Source organism: Bifidobacterium sp. B4111 (genome assembly GCF_026537235.1).
Taxonomy (GTDB): Bacteria; Actinomycetota; Actinomycetes; order Actinomycetales; family Bifidobacteriaceae; genus Bombiscardovia.
The window spans coordinates 544,509-569,774 of the sequence record NZ_JAFNMO010000002.1; the positions used below are offsets into that span (position 1 = coordinate 544,509).

The following is a 25,266-nucleotide window of genomic DNA, read 5'->3' on the forward strand; positions in this document are numbered from 1 at the left end:
CAGTCCGGGAATTCAACGACCAATCCGAGGCCAATCGTGGAAGCAACGAGGGTTCCCGCCGCAGGATCAGCCCCCGTCACGGAAAAGGAACACTATGGAAGTCAAGGATCTGACAGTTCTGGAACGGGCATCGCTGCTCTCCGGAAAATCCACCTGGGCGACCCGTGCCCTGAAGAGGGCGGGCATCCCGAGCATGGTCCTGAGCGACGGCCCTCACGGTCTGCGCCGCCAGACCGGATCAGGGGACAATCTAGGCATGGGCAAGTCCAAGCCCGCTACCTGCTTCCCCACAGCCGGCACTGTGGCCTGCTCATGGGACCCGGAGCTGGCCAAGACCATGGGCCAGGCGCTGGGCAACGAGGCCAGAAGCCTGGGCGTCAACATGGTCCTGGGTCCGGGTATGAACATCAAGCGCAATCCCCTGTGCGGCAGAAACTTTGAATACTATTCCGAGGACCCCCAGGTGGCCGGTCATATGGCTGCCGGCCTGATCGAAGGCATCCAATCCCAGGGCGTGGCCGCCACCCCCAAGCACTTCGCCATGAACAGCCAGGAGCTACGCCGCCAGGCATCCGACTCCGTGGTGGACGAGCGCACCATGCGCGAACTCTATCTGACCGGATTCGAGATCGCCGTGCGCCAGGCCCACCCCTGGGCCATCATGACCTCATACAACATGGTTAACGGCACCTATGCCAACGAGAATTCCCACCTGCTCAAGGACATCCTGCGCAAAGAGTGGGGCTTCGACGGCATGGTGGTCTCGGATTGGGGCGGCTCCAACAGTGCGGTCGCCGCAGCAGCAAATGGCTCCTCCCTTGAGATGCCTCAGGCCGGATACGACTCCGTGAGACAGGTTGCCAAGGCCGTACAGGAGGGCCGCCTGGACGAGGCCGATCTGAATGCCCGAGCCGAAGAGGTGGCGCGACTGGCCAAGCTGACCTACCACTCTGACATGGATCCTGATGGGAACCTGACCGCAGAACAGATACGGGATCACCATCAGGTGGCACGGAGCATCGCCGAGGGATCCGCCGTTCTTTTGGTCAATCGGGAGGGACGCCTGCCTCTGGCCGCCGGCACCCGGATCGCCCTAGTCGGGGATATGGCCGAGACTCCACGGTTCCAAGGATCTGGATCCTCAAAGGTCAACGTAGCCAAGCAGGAGAGCATGCTGGATCTGCTCAGGCAGGGCAACGGCGACGGCCTGGAGCTGGCCTCTTACAGTCAGGGCTACGAACGGCATGGCGAGAAGAACCAGTCTTTGATCGACCAAGCCGTGGCTGCCGCTGGCCAGGCTGACGTGATTGTCGCCTGCGTGGGCCTGGATGAACGCAGCGAATCCGAGGGCCTGGACCGCTCCCACATGGACATTCCCAGCAACCAGGTCGACCTGATCAAGGCCCTTGGCGCGACGGACAAACCCCTAGTAGTCGTCCTGGTGGCGGGCTCCCCCGTCACCACCGACTGGATCGACCAGTGCGATGCCGTCCTCTACATAGGGCTGTCCGGGCAGGCTGGAGCCTCAGCCACCCTGAACATCCTGACCGGCCGGATCAACCCCTCCGGCCACCTGGCGGAAACCTGGCCCAAGTCCTATGCCGACTGCCCCAGCGCCGACTGGTACCCCGACCCTGCGCACGAGTCGATCTACCGGGAGGGCCCCTTCGTCGGCTACCGCTACTACCTGACCGCCGACGTGGAGGAACGCTTCCCCTTCGGCTACGGTCTGTCTTACGCGCACTTCGCTTACTCCGATCTAACCGTGGACGACAAGGGAGTCACCTTCACCCTGACCAATGATTCGGACAGGCAGGGGGCCACTGTTCCCCAGCTCTACGTCCAGGCGCCCAAGGGTGGCGTGCTCAGGCCGGTCCGCGAACTGAAAGGCTTCAAGAAGGTCAGCCTGGATGCCGGCCAGTCCACCCAGGTCCGTATCGACTTCGATCAGACGACCTTCCGGCACTTCGACACGGCCAGCAACTCCTGGCAGGTCGAGTCCGGCGACTGGACCATCATGATCGGGTCCGATGCCCGCAACATGGAGCTGAGCGAGCATCTGAACGTCCAGGGCACCGTCGACCCGCAGAGTCCAGACCCTGCCTTGGGCGCTTACCTGACCGGCCGGGTCAAGGAGGTCGACGATGCCGCTGTGACAGCGCTCTTCGGCCACCCGGTGGTCCGACAGGGCGCCGTCAGCACCTTCGGTGTCAACGATCCGCTCTCATCCTGGAAGGACTCAAGAAGCGTCATAGCCAGGTTCGTGGCCAACTTCCTCGCCAAGAGCGAGAACCGCCACGAGGCCAAGACCGGCAACCCCGACCTAAACACCCTCTTCCTTCTCAACATGCCTCCCAGGGCCATGGCCAAGATGACCAACGGGCTGATTGATACGGCCATGGTCGAGGCCATCGTCCGCATCCCCAACGGCCACCTATGGAGGGGGCTGGGCGGATTCATCGCCGGATTCTTCAGAAACATGTCCGCCAACCGCAGGACCGGAAAGGAGCTCAATCATGAGTGATCAGCACAGCCAACAGGCCGAACAGCCGGCCCAAGGGAAGGCGACGACGGCCTCACAGTGGGCGATTGTGCGCTGGTGGCGGCGGTTCAGCGACCGACACACCACCCTGGCCCAGTTCATCGTCTTCTTCATCCTGTCCAACGGGGTCACCGTCCTGCAGCTGGTGCTCATGCCCGTGCTCAAGGCCATCTTCAACGGCACCTCCCTGGTGGGCACCAACTTCCAGATCTGGCGCATGGGGACCGTCAGCGGCAAGCCCTACTACCTGTTCGACTACGCGGCCGGGTCCATCGGCCACGGCGGCGGGGGCGGCCTGGCCTACTTCCTTGCGGTGGAGATCACCCTGCTGATCGCCCAGATCATCAACTTCTTCCTCCAACGCAACATCACCTTCAAGTCCAACTCCTCGGTCTGGAAGGCGGCTTTCTGGTACCTAGTGGCCTACGTGATCATCACCATCATCGCGGCAGCGCTGCAGGGTTGGTACAAGGACCCCATCTACGGCTTCTTCCAGCACACCCTGAACTGGGGCAGCCTAGGGACCACCATTGCTGATCTGGTCACCATGATCATCAACTCGGCCATCTCCTTCTGGGTCTTCTTCCCCATCTTCAAGGTCATCTTCCGTCAGGAGCCCACCGAATCTCAGGCGAGCGCCCAGTAAAATTCCGGCCCCACTCCCCCGGCTGTCAATGAACCGGCATGCATCGGCAGCCAGAGGGGCGGGGCCTTTTCCTCAAACCCATCATGTACAGTGGTCGCATACAACGGCCGCCGGCGGGATTACGGCAACCCCGCCGACATACCCGCCGACCCATTCTTTTGCGAAGTGATCGTTCATGACAGCTGACCGACCGGCCTCCACGAGACCGCCCGTTCTCACCTTCATCGTCCCCGCCTATAATATGGCCCAGCATCTGCCGACCTGCCTGGATTCCCTCTTGAGCCGGGAGGAGGACGATCTGGAGGTCATCGTGGTCGATGACGGGTCCACCGACGCCACAGCGCAGGTTGTACAGTCATACCAAGAGCGTCATCCGCAGACTGTCCGTCTGATCAGCCAGACCAACAAAGGCCACGGCGGCGCTGTCAACACCGGCCTGGCAGCCGCCCGGGGTCGCTACGTCAAGGTGGTCGATGCCGACGACTGGGTGGACCCGACCTCCCTGAGTCTGGTTCTGAACCAGCTGCGGGACCAGTCGCGACGTACGAATCCGGTGGACATGGTAGTCACCAATTACGTCTACGAAAAAGAAGGCCGCAAACATAAGCGGGTCATCAACTTCCGCAGCGTCATGGACCCGGGACGGGTGCTGGACTGGAACCATCTGCGCCGGTTCGGGCTGTCCCAGTACATGATCATGCACGCCCTGATCCTGCGCACCGAGGTACTCCGCCAGGCCCACACACACCTGCCCGAGCACACCTACTACGTGGACTTCATCTACTCTTATCAGCCCCTGCCCTGGGTGCACACCCTGCTCTACCTGGACACGAATTTCTACCGTTATCACACCGGCCGTCAGGGCCAGTCAGTGCAGACCTCGATCATGATCGCCCGGGTCTCACAACTGCTGCTGGTCAACGGACTCATGGCCGAGTCGACACCTGATCCAGGGACGGTTCCACGCGGACTTTATCGTTATATGATCCACTATCTGTCCATTAACTGCGTGGTGACCTCGGTCTTCCTTATCCTCTCTCGCAATCCAAGCAATTATCGGAACAAGGACATGCTCTGGCGAAGGCTGGAGCACCGCTCCCCCGTCATCGCCTCCGACGTGCGTTCCACCCTGCTCTGCAGGATGATCAACATGCCGGGCAGGCCGGGCCGCTTGGCCATCCGGCTGGGTTATAAGGCCGCCGAAGCCGCCATGGGCTTCAATTGATCGCCCACCCGAGGCAGGAGTACGCAGAGGCTGAACCAGTGATGCTCGGTGCGCAGGGTTATCTCGCCCTGGTAGCGATGGGCTATGTGTCGAATGGACTTGACCCCGTAGCCATGCAGGCCATCCTCAGTCCTGGTCTTGGTGGTGGCCAGCTCGCCATTGCCCTTCCAATTCAGAGGCGATGTGAAGTAGTTTTCAATGCGGATCACCACGAATTGTCCACGGGCGTACAGGGCCACCTTGATCAGGCGGCGGTCGGATTCCTTGACCTTCCTCAAAGCCTCAATGGCATTGTCCAAGGCGTTGCCGAAGAGGGTGGAGATGTCCATGGGCGACATCCCCTCCAAGAGGGAGCCGTCGGCCACCATGGTCAGAGTGATCCCTTCTTCGGAACAGATGCGCTCCTTGGTCGACATGACCACGTCCAGGATGGGGTTGCCGGTGTGCTGCTGCGACCCATACCGTCCGACCGCAGCCTCCAGCTCTTCGAAATCCTGGGACTTGCGCTCAGGATCCATCTGCGAGCGCAGGGCCGCAATCTGATGCTTGAGGTCGTGGGCAAGCCTGCCCATGGCCTCCAGATTCTCTTTGGATCGTATGTACTCCCTGTGCTGGCTGTAAGCCCGGGCGTTGATGGAGGCCAGCTCGGCACTGGTATGGCTCTCCCGCAACTGTTCCTGCTGGGCATAGAGCGTGGCGAACCCGCACAGGTCCACCAGGGTGCGGATGTAGAAGACCTCCAAGCCAACCCGGCCGGAGAAGGGTGTGTTGGTGGAGACGAAACTCAGGTTGGACATGGCGAAGGTGACCACAGCGATGACTGCGGCTATGAAAACGCTGCGTCCTGGCACGGAAGACTGGGCATTGGCGAAGTTGCGCCGCTCCGCCAGCCAGGCCAGCATGCCTACGCCGCCATAAATCAGCACCAGCAGAATCAGGGAGGGCGGGTCATACAGGCTGTGGTTCGAGGGCCGCATGAAGGAGTCCAGCTGCCAGTGCAGAGAGGCGACCAGCTCGGCCAGGACGAAGGCACGGGCCAGCAGATAGGCCCCATCCAGCGCCCCCAACCCCGAAGCCAGCATGATAATGGCGTACATGCAGGCCACGGCCAGGCACATGCTGATGATCCAGAAGGCGATAGGCAGGGTGCCGGCCCAGTACTGGACCCCGATGAGCACGGCCAGACCGGGCAGAAGCACAACCGTCATTCTTAGGCGTGAGGTCCTCACCCCGATGGCCAACAGATAGACCAGGCAACCCAACCACTCGCTGATGGCCGTATAGAGCCGGGGGATATCGGGCAGGGCATTGAGGATGTGGGTGCTGGTCATGGCCGACCTGCCACATAGGCGGTCAGAGCCGTCATGAAGCCCTTCTTACGGGGTCGGCTGACCCGTAGCCGCTGGCCGGTAGACATGATGCAGTCCTGGTCCTCCATGCCCGTCACATGGGCCAGATTGACCAGGTAGCAGGAGTTGGAACGGAAGAATCCTCGCTGGTCCAGCTGGCCCTCCAGGTTTTTCAGCGTGCTGTTCGTAGTCAGTGAGGAATCCAAGGTGTGAATGACACTGCTGTGGCGGACGGATTCGATAAAGACAATGTCCTTGAGGGGGATCCGGGTGAATCGGGCACCCTCGGTGATCAGAATGGACAGGTCCACGCGGCCGCGCACCTGGGCGATGGACCGATCCAGTTCCTGGGAGAAAGCGAACCAGGGCAAGGGCTTGAGCAGGTAGGAGAGAGCGCCCACCTCATAGCCGTTGATGGCGTACTGGGGGGCGGAGGTGATGAAGACGATGACCACCGACTCGTCACGATCGCGTACCCGACGGGCCACTTCGATTCCGTCCATGGGGGTCATCTGAATGTCCAGAAGGAGGATGTCATACACGGGTCGATAGCCGTCCGCAAAAGCCTTGCCATCGGTGAAGACGCTGACCGTCAGTTCTTCCTGACGTTCCTTGCGGTAACGGCTCAGGTAATTGACCATGGTCCGACAGCTGATGGAATCATCATCCACCACTGCGATTCTGATCATCCTGGCACACACTCCTTACCCCGTCGGCCAAGGACCTGTGGCCGCCGTTATCACCGTTCTTCAATGATATCGGAGATATCCGCATGGCAGACCCCGCTTGCCCGAAGCCGAACGCTGACAAGCAGGAGGGTTGGTTTGAAAAAGCAAATAAGTTTGAACTGCTCATTTTTTACCTTGCGAATCTATTCTCACTTGTGGACGGGAACGATTAGAGTCGAAACATGTCTACCTTCGCACCCTCCTCGTCCTGGAAACCGTCCACCTGGCTGGCTCGTCTGATGCTGCTGATGGCCGCGGCCGCCTGGGGAGCCGGATACACCTTCGAAAAGGTTGCCATGGAGACCCTGACCGTGCGCTGGCTGATGGGCATTCGCATCCTCTGCGCCATCGTGATCATGACGCCCTTTTTGCTGCCCCGGCTGCGCAGAACCGGGGCCATACATACCCTGGTACCGGGGCTGATCCTGGGGGTCAGTTACTGGGCGGCCTTCAGCCTGCAGATGATGGGGCTGACCACCATCGCTCCGGGCCGCAACTCCTTCCTGACGGCCACCTACTGCATCTTTGTGCCCTTCCTGGTCTGGATTATGGCCCGCCGACGGCCGGCCCTGCGGCACTTCGTCGCGGCCGCCATCTGCATCCTGGGCGTGGCTCTGATCTCGCTGCCGGCCCACGGCGGGGGACAGGGGCTGGCTCTGAGCACTGGCGACCTGCTGACTTTGGCCGGTGCCCTGCTCTACGGGGTCAACCTGGTGATCACTGGTTTCCTGACCAAGAAGTTCGACGCCCCTACGCTGACCTACCTGGAGCTACTTTTCGGTGACATCCTCTTCCTGGTCTGCGCGCTGATCTTCGATCCCTTGCCCACTGCGGCCGACTTCACGCCCTCGACCCTGGGCTCCATGATTTATCTGACGCTGATCTCGACCCTGATGGCCCAGAATTTCCAGAACATCGCCTTCTCCAGGGTCCCCGCCGCCCAGGGTTCGCTGATCCTGTGCTCGGAGAGCCTGTTCGGTATGCTGGTTTCGGTCCTGGTCCTGCACGAGGAGCTGACAGCCACCCATCTGTTGGGCTTCGCCATCATCTTCGCCGCCATCATCCTATCCGAAGTCAGACTTCATCCCCGCCGGCTATCGAAGGGCTCCTCAGCAGCCGGGTCCTCCCGGTAGGCTGTCCCGGGCAAGAGGTCGTAGGGCATCTGCCGCTTGATCAGGTAGAAGACCAGCAGGAGCAGGGCCAGGATGCGCGTTGCAGTCTGAACCTTGCCGGTCCAGGGGCCGAAGACGGCCAGGATGACTGCGGTCCGGCACAGATAGAAGAGGAAGCGGGACCAGCCATGCCGCTGCTTGGTCTCGACGGTCATATGGGTGAAGGTGGCACCCAGCGTCCGTCCCCGGCGGGGCAGGGGTATGAGCAGTTCAAAGATCAGCAGCATGGCAAGATCAACCACGGTCCCGAATACATCCAGAGCGGATGGGGCGATCAGCAATCCGCCAAAGCGGTAGTGACCATCCAGCTGATAGGCGCCCAGACGATGGACCGCATAGGTCACGCCCATTCCCAGAGACATGGACAGAATGGTGGCCAGAAGCAGATCCAGAGCCAAGGAGACGGCTCGGTGTATGAACCCGGGGTTGGTGACCAGCTGGGCAGCGTCAGCCTGACGGGTGGGAACGAGCTTGTTGGCCGCCATGGCTACCAGGTAGCCGATCAGAGCGCCTGAGGTGTTCCAAATCAGGTCGTCCACGTCGAAGAGACGGTAGGCGCAGCCCACGATGCCGAACACTCCGGTCAGCTGGGCCGTTTCGATGAAGAGGGAGACCAGAAAGGCAACCGGCAGGGCCAGGATGAAGCGCCAGCGGAAGACCCGCCCCATGATGAAGCCCAGGGGCAGGAAGAAGGCCACATTGAGCAGGATCTGCAACATGGCCATCCGGCCGCCTGTGCTCAGGTCGGTCAGGAACTGCAGGGGATTGAGCTGGGGGGTCAGATGATGGGTGGCGCAGAAGGCGGCACGATCGTCGGGCATGGGCCAGAGGGTGAAGAAGACCAGGGCCAGCAGATATAAGACGGTCAGGTAGGCCGCCATGGCTGCTGTCAGCCTGAGCCGGTGATAGCGGTTGTAGATCAGGGCAAGAATGGGCAGGGTCAGAATCAGCGAGGCCAAGGGCCAGAAGACCAGAGATATGCCAAAGGAGCCGCTGAAGTAGTCCAGGTATGTCGAGAGCACAATTCCAGTCTAAATCGCGCTTAAGCCTATCGACCGATTGACTGTGCCGACGAAGAGGTCAGTCGTCGCCCAGGGTTACGTGGATGCCACCAACCAGGGAGCTGACCAGGTTGTAGAGAAAGGCGAAAATGGTAACCAGAGCCACTACTATGACAATCTCGAAGATAGAGAAAATGGTCACCGAACTCAGAACCGTCCCCAGGCTCAGCACCTGGCCTAGGTCGAAACCACCAGCATCCAGGCCTGTCTTGGAGATGACCTGAGTCAGGTTGTCAAAGAGTCCCATAGCATTGAGCAGAATCCAGAGCAGGGCGGCGGCCACCACCTGAATGATGGCCCCGGCGATGGACAGCAGGAAGGTGACCTTGGCCACAGACCAAGGTTCCAGCCGGGTCAAGGACAGCTGCATGCGCCGGGCCCGAGGCACGTGAGGACGCGTCGTCGAAGGGGCTTTGACCGGAGCGGCAGCCGAAGCTGTGGTTCTTGCGGAACGCCCTGATGCCGTCCTGCCGGCAGCAGAAGCCGGGGGAGTGGCCGATGAGGGTTGGCGGGACTCGCCCTTTTTGGATTCATCAGCCTTGGTCTTGCCGGTTTTGGGTTTTGCTGTACCCTTCTTACCGGTACCGGCCTTGGCCTGCTTTTGATCATCCTGACTCATCGGCACTCCTTGATCCTTGCATTCATCAGTCCGCGCATACCGCCGCAGGACCTGGACGACTTCTTACGAGGCTACCAGTCTTGTCAGACTGGTAGCGGACCTGCTCAGTCCTCTTGGGCCAGACCTTGGCCGTCGCCGGTTCCGGTGGTGGCGATGGGCTGATCCTTGGCCGCCAGGGGAGCGGCAGAAGCCACGTCAACCTGACCGTCATTCTCCTCCTGGTCGTCACGCTCGGCATTGCGGGCGATGGAAAGAATCTCGTCACCCTTGTCGGGCTTGGCCAGGGTGACCCCTTGAGTGTTGCGTCCAGTTCGCTTGACCTCAGCCACATCGGAGCGGATGACCTTGCCGGACTTCATGATGGCCATGATCTGGTCGTCCTCGTTCACCACCAGGGCGCCGACCAGGGAACCACGGCCCTCGACCATGGCGATGGCCTTGACTCCGTAACCGTTGCGGCCCTGCAGGCGGTACTCGCTCAGAGCAGTCCGCTTGGCGAAGCCCTCGTCGGTGACCACTAGCAGGTCATCGCCGGACTCACTGGCGATCACGTCCATGCTCAGCAACTCGTCGCCGGGGCGGAACCGCATACCCTGGACGCCTGCAGTCTGCCGTCCCATGGGCCTTAGGGTGGAGTCGTCAGCCGGGAAGCGCACGCTCATGCCCTTGCGGGAGACCAGGATGATTTCATCGTCGGCATTGCAGAGGGCGGCACCCACCAGCTCATCGCTCTTAGGCGCCTCTTGGCCCTCCTCGTCGGCGACGGTGCCCAGTTCCATCAGCCGCACGGCAATCAGGCCACCCTGGCGAGGCGAATCATATTCAGCCAGGCGGGTCTTCTTGACCCGTCCGGTCCGGGTGGCCAGAATCAGATAGTCGGCATCGTCGTAGCCGTGCAGGGAAAGGACCTGTTCGATCCGCTCGCCCGGGCCCAGCTGGAGCAGGTTGGCTACATGCTGCCCCTTGGAGTCGCGGGAGCCCTCAGGCAGTTCGTAGGCCTTGAGCCGGTACACCCGGCCCTTGTTGGTGAAGAAGAGCAACCAGTTGTGGGTGCTGGTCAGGAAGAAGTGGTCCACCACGTCGTCCTCGCGCAGCCTGGCCCCGCGGATGCCCTTGCCGCCGCGGTGCTGGGCCCGGTACTCGTCGGCCTTGGTCCGCTTGACGAAGCCGGAGTGGGTGACAGTGACCACCACCTGTTCGTCAGCAATCAGATCCTCCACGTTCATCTCACCCGAGTAGGGGACGATCCGGGTGCGCCGTTCGTCGCCATACTTGTCGACGATCTCATCCAACTCGTCGCCCACGATGGTGCGTTGGCGTTCGGGGTGGGCCAGGATGTCGTTGTAGTCGGCGATCTTGCGCATGAGCTCCTCATGCTCGTCCAGGATCTTCTGCCGTTCCAAGGCGGCCAGACGGCGCAGCTGCATGGCCAGGATGGCATCGGCCTGGACCTCGTCCACGTCCAGCAGCTCCATCAGGCCGGTGCGGGCCGTCTCTACATCCTTGGAGGCGCGGATCAGGGCGATAACCTGGTCGATCATGTCCAAGGCCTTCAGATACCCCTGCAGAATGTGGTCGCGTTCCTCGGCCTCACGCTTCAGATAACGAGTGCGCCGCTCGACCACGTCCAGCTGGTGGTCCACCCAGTGGCGGATGAAGGCATCCAGGCTCAGGGTCCTGGGGACCCCGTCCACCAGAGCCAGCATGTTGGCTCCGAAGGTCTGCTGAAGCTGGGTGTGTTTGTAGAGGTTGTTGAGGACCACCTTGGGAACGGCATCGCGCTTGAGCACCAGGACCAGACGCTGGCCTGTGCGGCCTGAGGTCTCGTCGCGCATGTCGGCGATGCCTTGGATCTTGCCGTCGCGCACGGCCTCGCGGATAGAGGAGGCCAGCCGGTCGGGGTTGACCTGGTAGGGCAGCTCGGTGACTACCAGGCACATCCTTCCACGGATCTCCTCGGTGTTGACCACCGCCCGCATGGTAATCAGGCCGCGTCCGGTCCGGTAGGCCTGCTCGATGCCCTTGTGGCCCAGAATGGTGGCGCCAGTGGGAAAGTCAGGCCCCTTGATAATGGAGATCAGGGCGTTGAGTAGCTCCTCCTTGGAGGCCTCGGAATGCTCCAGGGCCCAGTGAACGCCCTTGGCCACCTCACGCAGGTTGTGCGGAGGAATGTTGGTAGCCATGCCCACAGCGATGCCGGCTGATCCGTTGACCAGCAGGTTGGGGAAGCGGGAAGGCAGAACCGTGGGCTCCTGGGTCTTGCCGTCGTAGTTGGGGATGAAGTCAACCGTGTCCTTGTCGATGTCGCGCACCATCTCCATGGCCAAGGGGGCCATGCGGCACTCGGTGTACCTCATGGCAGCAGCCGGATCATCGCCGGGAGAACCGAAGTTGCCCTGGCCGTCCACCAGCGGATAGCGCATGGACCAGGACTGGGCCAGACGCACGATGGTGTCATAGATGGCCGAATCGCCGTGGGGGTGGTACTTGCCCATGACGTCGCCCACCACGCGCGAGCACTTGTTGTAACCGCGGTCGGGCCGGTATCCGCCGTCATACATAGCGTAGATGACCCTGCGGTGGACCGGCTTCATGCCGTCACGGACATCAGGCAGGGCCCGCTCCACGATCACGGACAGGGCGTAGGACAGGTAGGATTCCCGCATCTCCTGCTGGAGGTCAATGGGTTGAATCCGCTCACCCTTAAGGAGGCCGTAATCGGTGTTGTCCATCTCCTGGGGGCTGAGCGGCTCACGAGACCCGTCGGGCAGGTTGAGGCCGTCCTGGTCCGGGCTGTTGTCGTTGTTGTTATCGTCTGCCAAAATCGATCCTTAGCTCAAATGGTGAAAAGGGAAGGACGTCCGTCTCAGGCGTCGATGAAGCGGGCGTCGTGGGCATTGCGCTGGATGAACAGACGCCGGGGTTCAACCTCGTCGCCCATGAGCATGGTGAAGGTTTCGTCGGCCTGCTCGGCGTCATCAATGCGGATCTTCTTGAGGATGCGGTGATCCGGGTCCATGGTGGTCTCCCAGAGTTCCTGGTAGCTCATCTCGCCCAGACCCTTGTAGCGCTGGATCCCTTCACCCTTGGGCAGCTGTCGGCCGGAGGCCTTGCCCTCGGCCAGAACCCTGTCACGCTCGGCATCGGTGTAAACGAAGCTGTGGGGCCCCTTGGTCCACTTGAGCCGGTAGAGCGGAGGCATGGCCACATAGACGTAGCCGGCCTCGATCATGGGCCGCATGTAGCGGAAGAAGAGGGTCAGATTCAGGGTGGCAATATGGGCACCATCCACATCGGCGTCGGCCATAATGATGACCTTGTGATAGCGCACCTTATCGATGTTGAAATCCTCGCCGTATCCACCGCCCACGGCCGTGATCAGGGATTCGATGGTGTCGGACTTCATCATGCGGTCCAAGCTGGCCCGCTCCGTGTTGAGGATCTTGCCACGCAGGGGCAAGATGGCCTGAGTCATGGGGTTGCGCCCCTGGATGGCCGAGCCGCCTGCAGAGTCACCCTCCACGATGAACAGCTCGCACTCCTGGGGGTCGCTTGACTGGCAGTCCTTGAGCTTGTCAGGCATGCCGGCAGTCTCGAAGATGGACTTGCGACGGGTGTTCTCGCGTGCCTTCTTGGCCGCGATCCGGGCCCGGGAGGCCTCCATGGCCTTCTGGATGATGGCCTTGGCCTCGCCTGGGTGGGCGTCGAACCAGTCGCTCAGTCTCTCGGTCATGACCCTCTGGACGAAGGTTTTGGCCTCGGAGTTGCCCAGCTTGGTCTTGGTCTGACCCTCGAACTGTGGATTGGTCAGCTTGACGGAGACCACGGCGGTCAGCCCCTCGCGTACGTCGTCGCCCGAGAGGTTGTCATCCTTGTCCTTGAGAATGTTCTTATCCCTGGCATAGCGGTTGATCATGCTGGTCAGGGCAGCACGGAACCCCTCTTCGTGGGTGCCGCCCTCGGTGGTCGCGATGGTGTTGGCGAAGGTGTGGACGGACTCCGAGTAGGCGGTAGTCCACTGCATGGCCACCTCGGCGGAGATGCCCAGCTTCAGGTCCTCGGCTTCGAAGTCGATGACCTCGGCCTCCACAGGCGTGGCCTTCCTGACCTTGACCAGGTAGTCCACATAGTCCTTGATGCCGTTGGCGTACTGGTAGCTGACGGACTGGCCCTTCTGCTCCGGGGTCTGCTCCTCGCCCGCCACCTCGTCGCCGGCCTGGTCATTGGGACGCAGATCGGTCAAGGTGATCCTCAGGCCCTTGTTGAGGAAGGCCATCTGCTGGAAGCGGCTGCGCAAGGTCTCGAAGTCGTAGACCGTGGTCTCGAAGATTTTGGGGTCGGCCCAGAAAGTCACCGAGGTGCCGGTGCTCTCGTCCGGCCCCATGGCCTGGTCCTTGGATAGAGGAGCGGTGGGCTTTTGGTTGCGGAAGTTCTGATGCCAGTGGTAGCCCTGCCGGCGCACCTGGACGTCGATCCGGGTGGACAGGGCGTTGACCACGGAGATGCCCACGCCGTGCAGACCGCCCGAGACCGCGTAACCGCCACCACCGAACTTGCCGCCGGCATGCAGCTTGGTCATGACCACCTCGACGCCGCTCTTGCCCTCGCCTGGCACCTCGTCCACAGGAATGCCACGGCCATTGTCATCCACACGGATGCCGTTTTCGGGCAGGATGGTGACTTCAATATGGTCAGCGTACCCAGCCAGAGCCTCGTCGACCGAGTTGTCGACGATCTCGTAGACCAGGTGATGCAGGCCCCTGGAGCCCGTCGAGCCGATGTACATGCCGGGACGGACGCGGACCGCCTCTAGCCCCTCCAGCACCTTCAGATCGCTGGCATCATAATGCTCGGGGGAGAGCGAGTCATCCAGCTGCGCGTCGTCCAACTGATCCTGGCCCGTCATGCCGTCATCCCGAGGCTTGTCCTCCTCATGCTCCCGGCCCTCTTGCGGGGTCCGGGACGGGTCAGTGTTGAGATCTGCCACGGATAGTCCTTTCTGCACCCCTATCGTCGGCCACTGACAACAAAGCAGCTTCCGTTCGTGGTCGAACAGGGGATCAAGTCATGGTCACCAGGTTCCAAATCGTCCATAAAGGGGCCTTGGAAGCGTTTGACCCTATAACCTATAGATTACCAGCTCTAGGGGACTTTAGGCTTACAGAAAGCTGGGAAGACGGTATTCGTAGATTATGGGTTCATCCATAGGTGTCGCGCACGCCTCGTCCGGGTGGATCGAACCGTGACCGGCGGAAGCTGTAGTTGTGGGGGCCGGTCACCCGGATCTGCTTGACCGGCATGCCCAGACGCTTGACAATGGTCGCCTTGAGCTGGGGGACCAAGTAGGCCAGCTGGGTGGCCCAGACCGTGGTCTGCGCCTGGATGATCAGCACGCCCTCCCGGTAGGAGACCACTCTCGAATGGGCGGCGATGCCGGGTCCCACCACACTGTCCCACTGGTTGCGCAGCCGGGCCACCTTCAGATGGCTGGTCCACCCGCTTCCGGCAGCCAGGCTGGTCACCACTCCTCCCAGTTTGGCCGGGTCGCGGCCTGGCTTGCCGAATGCATACCAAGCCTTACGTGAGTCATCCTCTCGCTGCCGACGAGTGGCCGCCCGTCTCGTGCAGCCTTCGAAGACCAGGGCCGGCAATCGACGCTGGTCCAGGTGCAGGGTCTCGACCATGGGTGCCTTCATGACAGGTCGTTCCCCTCCGGCCCATCCGGCATATCCGAGCCGCCATCGGCCGTTCCCCTGGTTCGCCGCAGATCCTGCATGGCACTGGCGATGGCCGGATCCTGAGCGGCCGGATCGGATGGCTGCAAGGGCCTCAACCTGGACACATCCACCAACCTGGCGCCCTGCAGGGAGGGAATATCGCTGTCGGCGGCCACGGTGATGAGTACCTGGTCCTGCTGGCGGGCAAAGTCGAGAATCTGATCCCTGCGGCCCCGATCCAACTGGGCAAAGACATCATCCAGAATGACGATGGGCTCCAAGGAGCGACGATCCTTGACCACCTGCAGCAGAGCCAGTCTCAGAGCCAGGGCCAGGGTCCACATCTCACCGTTGGAGGCAAACTCCCGGGCAGGCATGCCGTTGAGAGTGAAGGCCAGATCATCGCGCTGGGGACCGATCAGATTGGTGCCCCGGGCCACTTCTCCCGGGTATATCCGCTGAAAGTGACGACTGACAGCCTCGGCAACCTCGGGACCGGTCTGCCTATCGGGTCCGATCTCCTCAAAGGAGGGCCGGTAGGTCAATCGGGCATCCTGATCAGGGCCTGCCAGCCGACCATACAGATCGCTGAAGGGCTGATCCAGGGCCTCTACCAGAGCCGCCCGTCGTCGACTCAGATCCAACCCGGTACGAATAAACTGCCCGGTCCATACCTCTAGGCCGGACAGGGCTGCGTCACGCCCATCGCCCGAGGGGTCGTGGCCCGACTGGGAGAGCTGCTTGAGCAGAGCAGCGCGCTGCCTGGTCACATGGCGAAAATCCTGCCAAACCTGGAAGTAGTCAACATCGAGCTGGCTGCCAGCCTGATCCAGCACGGCACGTCTGGCTGCCGGCTCTCCTGAGACCATCAGCTGATCCTCGGGGCTGAAGGTCACGCAGGGCACCCGGCCTACCAGGTCACGCTGATAGAGGGAAGGCCCGCCGTTAATTCTTCCCCGGTTGGCCCCCTTGGCGGCAATGGTCAGCTCATAGTCGGTGGCGGTTCCGTCCTGCTCCAGCCTGGCCCTGATGGTGGCCTTGGACTGCCCACGCTCTACCAGGGGCAGTGAGGACGAGGTCCTGTGGCTGCTGCCGGTGGACAGGACCTCGACGGCCTCGACCAGGTTGGTCTTGCCCAGGCCGTTCCGTCCTTCGAGAATGGTCACCCCGGGCTCCAAATCGAGGACGCAATGCTCCCAGGAACGGAAGTGATCCAGAACCAGACGGGAGATGTGCATGGCGATTGTTCCTCGAACCTGCCCGGGTGTCAGTTGTTGAAGCGCATGGGCACAAGCAGGTAACGGTAGTCCATGGACTCTTCGGAATCCTGCTCCTGCTGGCCGTTGAACTCTACAGCCTTGACTGCCGAGGTCATCTTGATGCGGACAAAAGGCTCAGCAATGGCGCCCAACCCGTCGATCAGGTAGTTGGGATTGAAAGCCACTGTGATGTCCTCACCGTCCAGATCCGCCTGCAGAACTTCATGGGCCTGCGCTTCGTCAGCTGTGCCTGCGCTCAGGGTCACCTCGTTGCCGGAGAAAACCATACGGATTGGGGCATTGCGCTCGGCTACTAGGGCCACACGCTTGATGGCGTCGATCAGATCCTGCCGGGCGATGACAGCTTGGATGGGGTACTCGTCTGAAAAGAGACGATCTACTGCAGGGAATTCCCCGTCGATCAGCTGGGTAGTGGATATTTTGCCAGCGTTTTCCACTCCCATGATGGTGGGGTTGTCGGCTTCATAATCCATGGTCACGTTCTGGTGCTCGTCCAGGGAACGGGCGATGTCCCGCAGCAAAGAGCCGCGGATAAGCATGGAGGTGGAGAAGTTGGCATCGCGAGGAGTCCAAGTGAAGCTCGAACGGGAGAGCCTGAAACGGTCGGTGGCGGTCATGACCACCTTGTCCCCAGTGATCTCGGTTTTGACGCTGGTCAGCACAGGACGGCTCTCTTCCCGGGAAACAGCGACGATGGACTGGGAGATGGACTGAATGAAGGTCTCAGCATCCACCTGGCCCATGGGCTCAGGAACGGCAGGGAGGTCGGGGTATTCGCTGTCAGGCATCAGTTGCAGAGAAAAAGTGGATTTGCCCGAGGTAATGGTCATCTTGGATCCCTCGGTTGACAGGTAGGTCTTCTCTGATGGCAGGGATTTTGTGATGTCAGCCAGCAGTTTACCCAGTACCAAGGCTGTTCCGGATTCGTCGATGCCTGCCTCGATGTGGTTCCTCGCCGAAACCTCGTAATCGAAAGCAGAGAGCTTCAATGTTCCGTCAGAGGCTTCCATCCTGATGCCTGCCAGGATCGGCGAAGCCGGCCGGGAGGGGATGATGCGGGTGGTCCATGCCACTGCATCCGAGAGTGCGGATGAATTCACTTCTACTTTCATGGGAGCCTTCTTGTCGATGAATGAACTGGATTCATTCTATCGAATAGGTCGGGTGATGTGGTTGGAGTGAGAGGTGTGCTTGAGTATGAAGGTGACTATTGCATAAATATACATTGAGTCATCGTAATAAGCTTGGTGGATGGTGTGGATAAGTTCTCAGATCCTTGCAATGCAGTGGATAGGCATCACCTGAGTGTTGTGGATAAGTAGTGTAATCGGTGTGATTAAAAAGCCAATTTATCCACAAGTCTGGAGTTCTGCTTAGTTATCCACAAAAACATGTGATTTGTTCGCGGAAGATGCACCAGTTATCCCCGGAAAAGCAGTGGGTTATTCCCAAGGTTTGCCCACATTCGGGGATAAGTAGGTGGATATCTTTTTCTGCCGATCCACAGTAGTGTCTGCGTGTCGTATCATTCCTGAGGCTGTTTGAGCCGGACGGTCAGCTCCATGACGTAGTTGTAAATCTCTCGTTTTTCCTGCATCTCATTGGAGATACGTGTATAGGCGTGCATGACTGTGGTGTGGTCGCGGCCGCCGAAGACCTCGCCGATATCCACCAAGGACATGCTGGTCATCTCCCGCGCCAGATACATGGCTATCTGTCGGGCTAGGGCGATGTTCTTGGTGCGCGTGCGGCCGACAATATCGTCAAAGGTCAGATGGAAGTATTTGGCCACCTGGGAGATGATGTCAGTGGGCTTGATCTCCACATCCGTAGAGAAGAAGTCTTGCAGAGTCTGTTCGGCCAGGGCTGTGGTGACCGGCTGATTGTTAAGGCTGGCCACGGCGGTGACACGGGTCAGGGCCCCCTCAAGCTCTCGGATGTTCTCGGTGAAGCGTTCCGCGATCAGATCCAGAACCTCGTTGGGAATGCTGACCCCGTTCATGGAGGCCATCATTCTGAGGATGGCCACCCGGGTCTCCCGGTCCGGAGGTTTGACATCCACAGTCAGACCCGAATCGAAACGCGAGATCAGTCGTGATTCGAAGCCTTTCAGATTCTTGGGGGCTACGTCCGAGGCGATGACGATGCGCTTGTTGGCGTCATGTAAGGCATTAAAGGTGTGGAAGAACTGGTCCAGGGTGGCTTCCTTGCCCCCCAGAAACTGGATATCATCGATAAGAAGCACATCCACCTGCCGATAGCGGCGGTTGAATTCCGCGATCTGGCCCGACCCTTGGGTGGAGTTCTGCAAGGCGTCGATGAATTCGTTGGTGAATTCCTCCGAGTTGACGTATCGGACCTTGAGCGAAGGATCCTTGACCAGGGCATAGTTGCCAATGGCGTTGAGCAGGTGGGTCTTGCCCAGGCCTGAGCTGCCGTAGATACATAAAGGATTGAAATCCTGGCCTGACCCTTCGGCCACGGCCAAGGCTACGGTTCGCGCAAAGCGGTTGGAGTCGCCTGGGACGAAGGTATCAAAGGTGGCATTCTTGTTCAGGTGGGTCTGCGGGTCGCGCTCCACTCGGTTCTGGCTCATGGGGAAGCGGGGCACGGTGAAGGCGGGTCGGGATGCGGTCCTCTCTGCCTCGCTCTGCTGGTCGGCATCAGCGCCTGCCGTTGACCTCACAGCGGGGGAGGGCTCGGACAGTTCGGCCTGCATATCCAGGGTCATAGGCACATAGGTGCCCTCGTGGAAGTCATTGACGGAAACAATCGGGGACTTGGAGGTTCCAGCGTTCTCGGTCCGCCAGTCCGAGTGGGTCTCTGAGTCGGGCGATCGGTCGATGCCGGCCTGACGCTGGTAGTCGCTATAGGGATCCTGAGCAGGACCGGGAACCTGACGGAACTCGCCGCTGCCCGGGACAGAGCCAGCCATGGCGGACGCGCGTTGGTCATTCTGTTGATCGGCAGCTTTCTGCTTGGCCATTTGCTCTGGGTAGACGATTTTGATGGCCGGGAACATTTCCTTGTTGGTGACCAGCTGCAATGCATTGAGGAGCGGCTGGCTGAGCGGTCCCTGCACAGCCTCCTGAGTGGCCTTGGAGGAGACCCTGAGAACGATGGTGGTGCCGAAAACCGCCTCGGGGGTGATGTCCTCCAGCCAGCCCTTGTCTCTGGAGGTCAATGAGCTGCTGTAGCGGAGCACCTGCAGGACCGAATCCCAGATTCTCTTGGCCTGGGCAGCGGCATCCAGCGGATCCTGCGCCATCAGTGTGCTCCTCTCTTCTCGACGACGGATTTCCCGGTCTTCCTGCTTCTCTCAGAGTAGACAGTAGCTCATTGTTACACCGACTTTGCGCGGTTATCCACAGGATAGCGTGTTGTATCTACGATGAATGTGAATAACAGTGATGTAATTTGTGGATAAGTAAGGAGGCCTATTCTCCTGCTATGACAGGGTTTGCACAGGGTATGGAGCGGTCCTCACCAGCTGGATGGCGGAAGCCTGTTTGACTCCGTCTCGGCTCATGTGTACCGTGATATAGCTTGACTCATAACGAGCCGTACTCGAGTATGTCTACACACGGGAGCAACGAATTATGAAGAGGACATTCCAGCCCAACAATCGCCGTCGTCACATGAAGCACGGATTCCGCGCTCGTATGCGCACCCGCTCCGGTCGTGCCCTGATCAACCGGCGCCGGGCCAAGGGCCGTCGGACCCTCTCTGCCTGAGTCGGATCCAATCCTTTTTCAGAAGGTGGAACGGCTGAGAAGCCACCGGGAGTTCACGGCGGTGCTCAGGCGACGCCATCGGGTCAGCAGCAGGGATCTGGTCATACATTATTCGATACCTGGATCTGACCGAACAGCGACCTTGCTGCCGGTGACATCGGCTGTGCGCGAAGGGCGGCATGACATCCTGCCTGCAGGCAGACGCCGCATGGGGCTCGCTGTATCCAAAAATGTGGGCAAGGCCGTGACTAGGAATAAGGTCAAACGCAGATTCAGGCAACTTGCCGGATCTAAGGAGGACCTGCTGCCATCCTCCTGTGATCTGGTCATGCGCGCCAAACCCAGCGCTGCCACAGCCACATACAAACAGCTGGAGGAACAAGTCGACAGGCTTTTCCGTGACCTCATGCGCAAGACCGGGAAGACTGCCGGCGGCCTCGATGCACAGGGACAGTCAGAGCTGCAGCTTGCCGGGTCCAAGCGTCAACCCGTTCAACATTTGGAAGCCAGTGAAGGGTGCAGGGCATGAGTGGCCTGGCCTCCCGGGCTCTGCAGGGTGCAGTCCGCTGGTATCAGCGCCGCATCTCACCCCTTTCGCCGCCGAGCTGTCGTTACTACCCGACCTGCTCCCAGTATGCTTTGACCGCTCTGAGGCGGTTCGGGGCCTTGCGTGGAACTATCCTGGCCGTTCTGCGGCTATTGCGTTGCACGCCATTCAACAACGGCGGAATCGATGACGTGCCCCAAAGATTTTCCATCTTCTATCGGTTCTCGTGGTCCGCGGCCCATGAGGAGGCCCGGCTGACCCCCATGGCCCCAGACAAGGAGACGGCCTGATAATGTTCCAGAACAACGACACCTTCACTTTCGATACGGGCATATACGGCTTCTTCTACAAGATCCTGTATCCCATTGAGTGGCTCATGACCTACATCATGACCTACTGTCACAAGTTCCTGACCCTGATCGGGTTCCACAAGGGTCCCGGCGTGGCTTGGGCGCTTTCGGTAGTGATGCTGGTGCTGGTCGTCAACCTGTGCGTGCTGCCGCTCTTCATCAAGCAGTTGCGATCCATGCAAAAGATGCAGGCCCTGCAGCCCAAGCTAACGAAGATCCAGAATAAGTACCGCAATAAGAAGGATCCAGCCAGCCAAGAGGCCATGAGGCGGGAGACCATTAAGTTTTATCAGGATAACCATGCCAACGCCACGGGGTCCTGTCTGCCTGCGCTGGTCCAGGGCCCGATCTTCATGACCATGTTCTACGTGCTTTCGGCTGTGCCCTTCATCGCTCGGGGCAAGCGGGCACCTTTGGGAGCCTTCAACCGACAGGTGGCGCGAGAATTCGAGGAGACCACCTTCTTTGGGCTGCGGATTTCGGACAACTTTATGTCTGCCCAGGGTGCGGGCCGCATAGTCATTGTGATCTTCATCGTGCTCATGTGCCTGGCCATGTTCTACTCGCAGTTCCATAATGTTCGACGAAACTTGCCTAGGTCGGCCATGCAGGGGCAGCAGTACAAGATGCAGCAGATGATGGCCTTCATTTTCCCAGTCATGTATATCTTCTCGGGTATTTACTTCCCCTTCGCCGTGTTGATTTATTGGTTGACCAACAACCTTTGGAATCTGGGCCGAACCCTCTTCCAGGTCCACCATATGCCCACTCCCGGCTCGCCGGCTGCAGAGAGCAAGGAGGAGCGAGATCACCGCCATGAGAACGCTCGTCGCAAGCGCCAGGGGCTGCCCTCTTTGGAGGAGGAGCAGCTGATGGAGGCCAAGCGGCTGGAGGAGGAAGCCCGTAACAACAAGAACGTCTCCCACCAGCGTTCTCAGCCCCACCGCAAGCGTCGCGGTCGTTGATGCGGCTATTGGCATAATGGCCGGCGCGGTGACCCAGCTTTCGATCGGGCGGATACTGGAGTAGTCTGCAATCATTACGTCCGTGTATCCTCAATACTGGACACTCGATTGGTGACCAGGAATCCAGTGGATCTGAGGTTATGAATCGGATGTAAACGCGTGTAAGGAGAGCATAGATGTCTCAGTCTCTGGACCAGGGAAAGACCATCGAGCAACTCAATGAGGAGGCGGATGTCGCCGCCGACTATCTGGAGGGGTTGCTGGACATCGTCGATTACGAGGGCGATATCGAGATGGGGGTGCGTAACCACCGTCCGACCGTGCAGATTGTGGCTGACGACGATACGGATATCAAGCATCTAATCGGCAAGGATGGCGAGGTAGTCGACGCTCTTCAACAGCTGACGCGGCTGGCTGTGCAGCAGAAAATAGGGGAGCGCTCCCATCTGATCGTGGATGTGGACGGCTTTCTGCGGCGCAAGCGTGAGCATCTTCGCGAGCAGGCCCTGGATGTGATCGATGAGGTTCGTGAGACCGGCGATCCCGTCAATATGAAACCTATGAACTCATTCGAGCGCAAGATCGTCCATGACATGGTTCGCGAGGAGGGGCTGAAGTCACGCTCCCACGGTGAGGAGCCTCACCGGTACGTCACCGTCTATCTGAAGGCCAAGAACGAAGACGAGGACCTGCCTGACGACGTTGAGGACGAGCCAGTCGGGTATGACGTCCCGCGGGACGCGGATGACGCTGATCAGGTCGAGGATTCGGCTGACTACAGGGCTGATGACGATCCTGCTGACGCGGACAGGGAGTGACAGTAGAGCCAAGTAGAGCTATGCTCCGATGAAGTATTTGTGATGTCGGCCTTTTTAGATTGCTCCATTGTTTGGTGCGGCCATACTGTGTAAGTCCGTTTTGTTATCGGTCTGTGTAGCGCTATTCGGCAGGTATGTTGTCTTGTCTGGCTCATGATGGTGCTTAGTTTGCCATGCTGCTTAATTCGGAATGCTCTTGGTTCGTGATCCTCTATAAGAGGCTTCCTTCTATGCTGTTTCCGTTAGGATATTGATGTGTGCCTTTGACGCTCTTTTGTGGTTGAAAACCATACGTTGGTAAATGGGCTGGCTTCGGAGTCCAGAGGTTTTCGATTCTGACAGGGTGAGATGCCGCTTGATACGAGATACAAGACAGTATGACGCTGTCAAGGTCTGTGGCTGTGATTAATTGTGTGCCGAATGCAGATGTGAGGAGTTGAAATGGCTGTTGTGGATGATGAGTTGAACAATAGTCCCCTTTTGAGGCAGGTTCTCGGCGATGCTTTAGTACCCATGCAGCGTTTTCACGACAAGCTCCTACGTGAGGGCGTGGAGAGAGGAATCATTGGCCCCCGCGATGAAGACATTATTTGGGAGCGGCATATACTCAATTCAGCTGCCATTGTGCCTTTTGTGCGTGAACGATTGACTACTGATGGTCAGACAGCGACAGTGGTAGATATAGGTTCCGGTGGGGGCTTCCCTGGTATTGTACTGGCTGCGTGTCTTCCGCAGTGCACTGTGGTACTTGTCGAGCCAATGGAGCGGCGTGTGCTCTGGTTGCAGGAAGTCATTGATGAGTTGCAACTGGTTAATGTGTCAGTGCTTCGCAAACGTGCAGAGGATCTGGCTCCGCAATCCTCTCATGCATCAAATCGGCGCAACAAAAAAGGTTCACATAGCCACCGTCATGGTCGTCGCCGAAGCGAGGAAGTGTCTAGTTCCGTTTCTGGCCACGGTTCTTCGACTTTGGTCACCACCAGGAATGGTGACAGTCAGCAAGTTGCGAATGGGACCGAATCCTCGGCTGTGATGGGCGGAGCAAGTCCGGCAAATATGGATTTCGCGCCTTCAGTTCCTCAGAATTTTGATGCCGTGACCTGTCGGGCTGTAGCACCTATGACCAAGCTCGCTGGGTGGACTCTACCTCTCTTGAGGTCAGGAGGTCAGCTTATTGCTCTTAAAGGTCGTTCGGCGCAAAATGAGCTTGATAAAGCTGCTAAAGAGATAAAAAAATATCATGGAGCGAATCCACGGGTTCGTCAAGCCCCTGTTGCACCCGGTCTTGAGGACACTCACGTGGTTCTTGTGGACAAAAGCTAAAGCACGATATTGATAGGACACAATTTAATGACTTCGTTGTCAGCGTCTTTGCACAATAGCGAGATAAGACTCTGCTAAATTAGAGAATAAATTATCAATTTCTAAATAGAGCCTTGTCGAAAATGACCAGAAATGACTGATTCTGTCTACTAGATCGAACCTGCATTTGCCGGACTGCAACTAAAGTGTCTGCCACCTAATCGGAAGGGATGACATGCTCAGTTAAGGAGAGAACAAAGTATGTTAGAAATCCTATATGACTTTTTTAAGAATGGTTTGCAGTCCGAGGCTTTTAACGACTTTGATCCTCCAGTATCTAATCTGTCCGCAGAGCAAAGCCATCATAAGTTACATATGAGTATAATATTTGAAATAGTAAAGCTGTTTCATTTGAGATCAAACACATCGCCCCGTCTCTTCCGACTGCTCTGCTATAAGGCTTATTTCATACTGGTTTTGTCTTTCAAACATTGTTGTGCCGATTGTATAGGGTTATAGCTTAGAACGGGATATACCGCCAACTTTAGGATGCTTGATTAGCCAACTCTGGTGATGCCGTCCTTTGATACTCAGTGACCTAGCAATTTACCTGTTTCATGTGCTAATTCGTCTTATTACGCCCGCCCTGCTGTTTTTATTTACAGGTTCCCATTGCATAAGTGCAGTTTGGTTTGTCTAACCTGTGTGTTGATCTGCGTTGTATCTTCATTAATACTCATAGAGCGCTGTCGATCTTTGCAAATGTATAAGCGAGTGCTTGATTAATCGGTTAATACAACCAGAAGCAATTTCTAAATCGGTTTCAACGCTGACTATGCCTTTTTGATGTCGGGTATGGAGGGATAGCTGAATTTAGCACAAGAGGCCATCCACAGTTTCTAGTGCGTGCACTAAAGATAGTTTCACGTGAAACATTGCGTAATCAACATCTGTTTTATTGTGTGGTATGTTGCGCACTTCGCCACTTATAGTGTTACAGATTCACCCATTCACAAAGAGCTGAGGGTGTGTTATATACGAGTAAGTCCACACAAGACGGCTATATCCTGCAGCATCTTGTATCTGACATTATTCTGCCTTGCTGCTCTGAGTGGATGACTCCTAACTAGAGATCAGATGCAATGTTTCACGTGAAACCATTGACATGGAATTCAATAATCTTGATCACGGGTATTTGAGTATAAATGAAA

18 protein-coding genes and 2 pseudogenes are annotated in these 25,266 nt (G+C 58.8%); 10 read left to right on the forward strand and 10 right to left on the reverse strand.

Annotated features, from left to right (window positions below):
• Positions 1-94 precede the first annotated feature (94 nt).
• The 3 genes from J3T93_RS06055 (at position 95) to J3T93_RS06065 (ending at position 4,413) form a co-directional block, all read left to right on the forward strand.
• Positions 95-2,524 (forward strand): glycoside hydrolase family 3 C-terminal domain-containing protein, encoded by a 2,430-nt coding sequence (locus J3T93_RS06055; protein WP_267430943.1) that lies wholly within the window; start codon positions 95-97, stop codon positions 2,522-2,524.
• A complete protein-coding gene (locus J3T93_RS06060; protein ID WP_267400918.1) occupies positions 2,517-3,188 on the forward strand; it encodes a hypothetical protein in 672 nt (223 codons plus the stop codon). Before J3T93_RS06055 ends, J3T93_RS06060 begins: the two co-directional genes overlap by 8 nt.
• Before the next feature lie 175 nt (positions 3,189-3,363).
• A complete protein-coding gene (locus tag J3T93_RS06065; protein WP_267400917.1) occupies positions 3,364-4,413 on the forward strand; it encodes a glycosyltransferase family 2 protein in 1,050 nt (349 codons plus the stop codon).
• Here J3T93_RS06065 and J3T93_RS06070 read toward each other — a convergent pair.
• Positions 4,377-5,744 carry a sensor histidine kinase gene (locus J3T93_RS06070; protein WP_267430944.1) on the reverse strand — a complete coding sequence of 456 codons (1,368 nt, stop codon included), beginning with the start codon at positions 5,742-5,744 and terminating at the stop codon, positions 4,377-4,379. The two genes, J3T93_RS06065 and J3T93_RS06070, sit on opposite strands and share 37 nt — an antisense overlap.
• Complete coding sequence (locus J3T93_RS06075; RefSeq protein WP_267430945.1) at positions 5,741-6,451, reverse strand: LytR/AlgR family response regulator transcription factor; 711 nt, start codon at positions 6,449-6,451, stop codon at positions 5,741-5,743. Before J3T93_RS06075 ends, J3T93_RS06070 begins: the two co-directional genes overlap by 4 nt.
• Positions 6,452-6,672: 221 nt before the next feature.
• Between J3T93_RS06075 and J3T93_RS06080 the strand changes: the two genes are divergently transcribed.
• The gene (locus tag J3T93_RS06080) at positions 6,673-7,623 is read left to right on the forward strand and encodes a DMT family transporter (protein ID WP_267430946.1); all 951 of its coding nucleotides are present in this window, start codon (positions 6,673-6,675) and stop codon (positions 7,621-7,623) included.
• Here J3T93_RS06080 and J3T93_RS06085 read toward each other — a convergent pair.
• The 8 genes from J3T93_RS06085 to dnaA form a co-directional block, all read right to left on the reverse strand.
• Positions 7,572-8,684, reverse strand: a complete 1,113-nt coding sequence (locus tag J3T93_RS06085; protein WP_267430947.1) for a VanZ family protein — start codon at positions 8,682-8,684, stop codon at positions 7,572-7,574. The genes J3T93_RS06080 and J3T93_RS06085 overlap by 52 nt on opposite strands.
• 58 nt (positions 8,685-8,742) lie before the next feature.
• Entirely contained in the window at positions 8,743-9,342 is a 600-nt protein-coding gene (locus J3T93_RS06090) for a DUF3566 domain-containing protein (protein WP_267430948.1), read from the reverse strand.
• Between the two features lie 104 nt (positions 9,343-9,446).
• A complete protein-coding gene (gene gyrA, locus J3T93_RS06095; protein WP_267430978.1) occupies positions 9,447-12,074 on the reverse strand; it encodes a DNA gyrase subunit A in 2,628 nt (875 codons plus the stop codon).
• A gap of 134 nt (positions 12,075-12,208) precedes the next feature.
• On the reverse strand, positions 12,209-14,248 hold the full coding sequence (gene gyrB / locus J3T93_RS06100) for a DNA topoisomerase (ATP-hydrolyzing) subunit B (protein WP_267430979.1): 2,040 nt from the start codon (positions 14,246-14,248) through the stop codon (positions 12,209-12,211).
• Between the two features lie 292 nt (positions 14,249-14,540).
• Positions 14,541-15,038, reverse strand: coding sequence for a DUF721 domain-containing protein (locus J3T93_RS06105; RefSeq protein WP_267400908.1), 498 nt, complete (start codon positions 15,036-15,038; stop codon positions 14,541-14,543).
• Positions 15,035-16,297 carry a DNA replication/repair protein RecF gene (gene recF / locus J3T93_RS06110; RefSeq protein WP_267430949.1) on the reverse strand — a complete coding sequence of 421 codons (1,263 nt, stop codon included), beginning with the start codon at positions 16,295-16,297 and terminating at the stop codon, positions 15,035-15,037. The genes J3T93_RS06105 and recF overlap by 4 nt, the downstream gene beginning before the upstream one ends.
• A 29-nt stretch (positions 16,298-16,326) precedes the next feature.
• Positions 16,327-17,451, reverse strand: a complete 1,125-nt coding sequence (gene dnaN / locus J3T93_RS06115) for a DNA polymerase III subunit beta (protein ID WP_220236566.1) — start codon at positions 17,449-17,451, stop codon at positions 16,327-16,329.
• A 413-nt stretch (positions 17,452-17,864) separates the two neighbouring features.
• Positions 17,865-19,607 carry a chromosomal replication initiator protein DnaA gene (gene dnaA, locus J3T93_RS06120; protein WP_267430950.1) on the reverse strand — a complete coding sequence of 581 codons (1,743 nt, stop codon included), beginning with the start codon at positions 19,605-19,607 and terminating at the stop codon, positions 17,865-17,867.
• A 331-nt stretch (positions 19,608-19,938) separates the two neighbouring features.
• On the opposite strand from dnaA, the gene rpmH reads away from it, so the two are divergent.
• The 6 genes and pseudogenes from rpmH (at position 19,939) to J3T93_RS06150 (ending at position 24,076) form a co-directional block, all read left to right on the forward strand.
• Complete coding sequence (gene rpmH, locus J3T93_RS06125) at positions 19,939-20,073, forward strand: 50S ribosomal protein L34 (protein WP_015022700.1); 135 nt, start codon at positions 19,939-19,941, stop codon at positions 20,071-20,073.
• A 25-nt stretch (positions 20,074-20,098) separates the two neighbouring features.
• Positions 20,099-20,491, forward strand: a pseudogene (rnpA, locus tag J3T93_RS06130) (ribonuclease P protein component); the annotation flags it as partial.
• A gap of 107 nt (positions 20,492-20,598) precedes the next feature.
• On the forward strand, positions 20,599-20,910 hold the full coding sequence (gene yidD / locus J3T93_RS06135; RefSeq protein WP_267430951.1) for a membrane protein insertion efficiency factor YidD: 312 nt from the start codon (positions 20,599-20,601) through the stop codon (positions 20,908-20,910).
• Positions 20,911-20,912: 2 nt separating this feature from the next.
• Entirely contained in the window at positions 20,913-21,935 is a 1,023-nt protein-coding gene (gene yidC, locus J3T93_RS06140) for a membrane protein insertase YidC (RefSeq protein ID WP_267430952.1), read from the forward strand.
• Between the two features lie 176 nt (positions 21,936-22,111).
• A pseudogene (locus J3T93_RS06145) lies at positions 22,112-22,648 on the forward strand (protein jag); the annotation flags it as partial.
• Positions 22,649-23,194: 546 nt separating this feature from the next.
• A complete protein-coding gene (locus tag J3T93_RS06150) occupies positions 23,195-24,076 on the forward strand; it encodes a 16S rRNA (guanine(527)-N(7))-methyltransferase RsmG (RefSeq protein WP_267430953.1) in 882 nt (293 codons plus the stop codon).
• Positions 24,077-25,266: the final 1,190 nt, after the last annotated feature.

What these genes read in the sequence shown, in the direction of transcription:
- dnaA (WP_267430950.1), bottom strand. Translation starts at nt 19,607, where the DNA reads ATGGCGCAGGATCCGCTGGATGCCGCTGCCCAGGCCAAGAGAATCTGG.
- yidD (WP_267430951.1), top strand. Translation starts at nt 20,599, where the DNA reads ATGAGTGGCCTGGCCTCCCGGGCTCTGCAGGGTGCAGTCCGCTGGTAT.
- gyrB (WP_267430979.1), bottom strand. Translation starts at nt 14,248, where the DNA reads ATGACGGGCCAGGATCAGTTGGACGACGCGCAGCTGGATGACTCGCTC.
- recF (WP_267430949.1), bottom strand. Translation starts at nt 16,297, where the DNA reads ATGCACATCTCCCGTCTGGTTCTGGATCACTTCCGTTCCTGGGAGCAT.
- J3T93_RS06055 (WP_267430943.1), top strand. Translation starts at nt 95, where the DNA reads ATGGAAGTCAAGGATCTGACAGTTCTGGAACGGGCATCGCTGCTCTCC.
- J3T93_RS06075 (WP_267430945.1), bottom strand. Translation starts at nt 6,451, where the DNA reads ATGATCAGAATCGCAGTGGTGGATGATGATTCCATCAGCTGTCGGACC.
- gyrA (WP_267430978.1), bottom strand. Translation starts at nt 12,074, where the DNA reads ATGGACAACACCGATTACGGCCTCCTTAAGGGTGAGCGGATTCAACCC.
- J3T93_RS06105 (WP_267400908.1), bottom strand. Translation starts at nt 15,038, where the DNA reads ATGAAGGCACCCATGGTCGAGACCCTGCACCTGGACCAGCGTCGATTG.
- dnaN (WP_220236566.1), bottom strand. Translation starts at nt 17,451, where the DNA reads ATGAAAGTAGAAGTGAATTCATCCGCACTCTCGGATGCAGTGGCATGG.
- J3T93_RS06080 (WP_267430946.1), top strand. Translation starts at nt 6,673, where the DNA reads ATGTCTACCTTCGCACCCTCCTCGTCCTGGAAACCGTCCACCTGGCTG.
- yidC (WP_267430952.1), top strand. Translation starts at nt 20,913, where the DNA reads ATGTTCCAGAACAACGACACCTTCACTTTCGATACGGGCATATACGGC.
- rpmH (WP_015022700.1), top strand. Translation starts at nt 19,939, where the DNA reads ATGAAGAGGACATTCCAGCCCAACAATCGCCGTCGTCACATGAAGCAC.
- J3T93_RS06065 (WP_267400917.1), top strand. Translation starts at nt 3,364, where the DNA reads ATGACAGCTGACCGACCGGCCTCCACGAGACCGCCCGTTCTCACCTTC.
- J3T93_RS06150 (WP_267430953.1), top strand. Translation starts at nt 23,195, where the DNA reads ATGGCTGTTGTGGATGATGAGTTGAACAATAGTCCCCTTTTGAGGCAG.
- J3T93_RS06070 (WP_267430944.1), bottom strand. Translation starts at nt 5,744, where the DNA reads ATGACCAGCACCCACATCCTCAATGCCCTGCCCGATATCCCCCGGCTC.
- J3T93_RS06060 (WP_267400918.1), top strand. Translation starts at nt 2,517, where the DNA reads ATGAGTGATCAGCACAGCCAACAGGCCGAACAGCCGGCCCAAGGGAAG.
- J3T93_RS06090 (WP_267430948.1), bottom strand. Translation starts at nt 9,342, where the DNA reads ATGAGTCAGGATGATCAAAAGCAGGCCAAGGCCGGTACCGGTAAGAAG.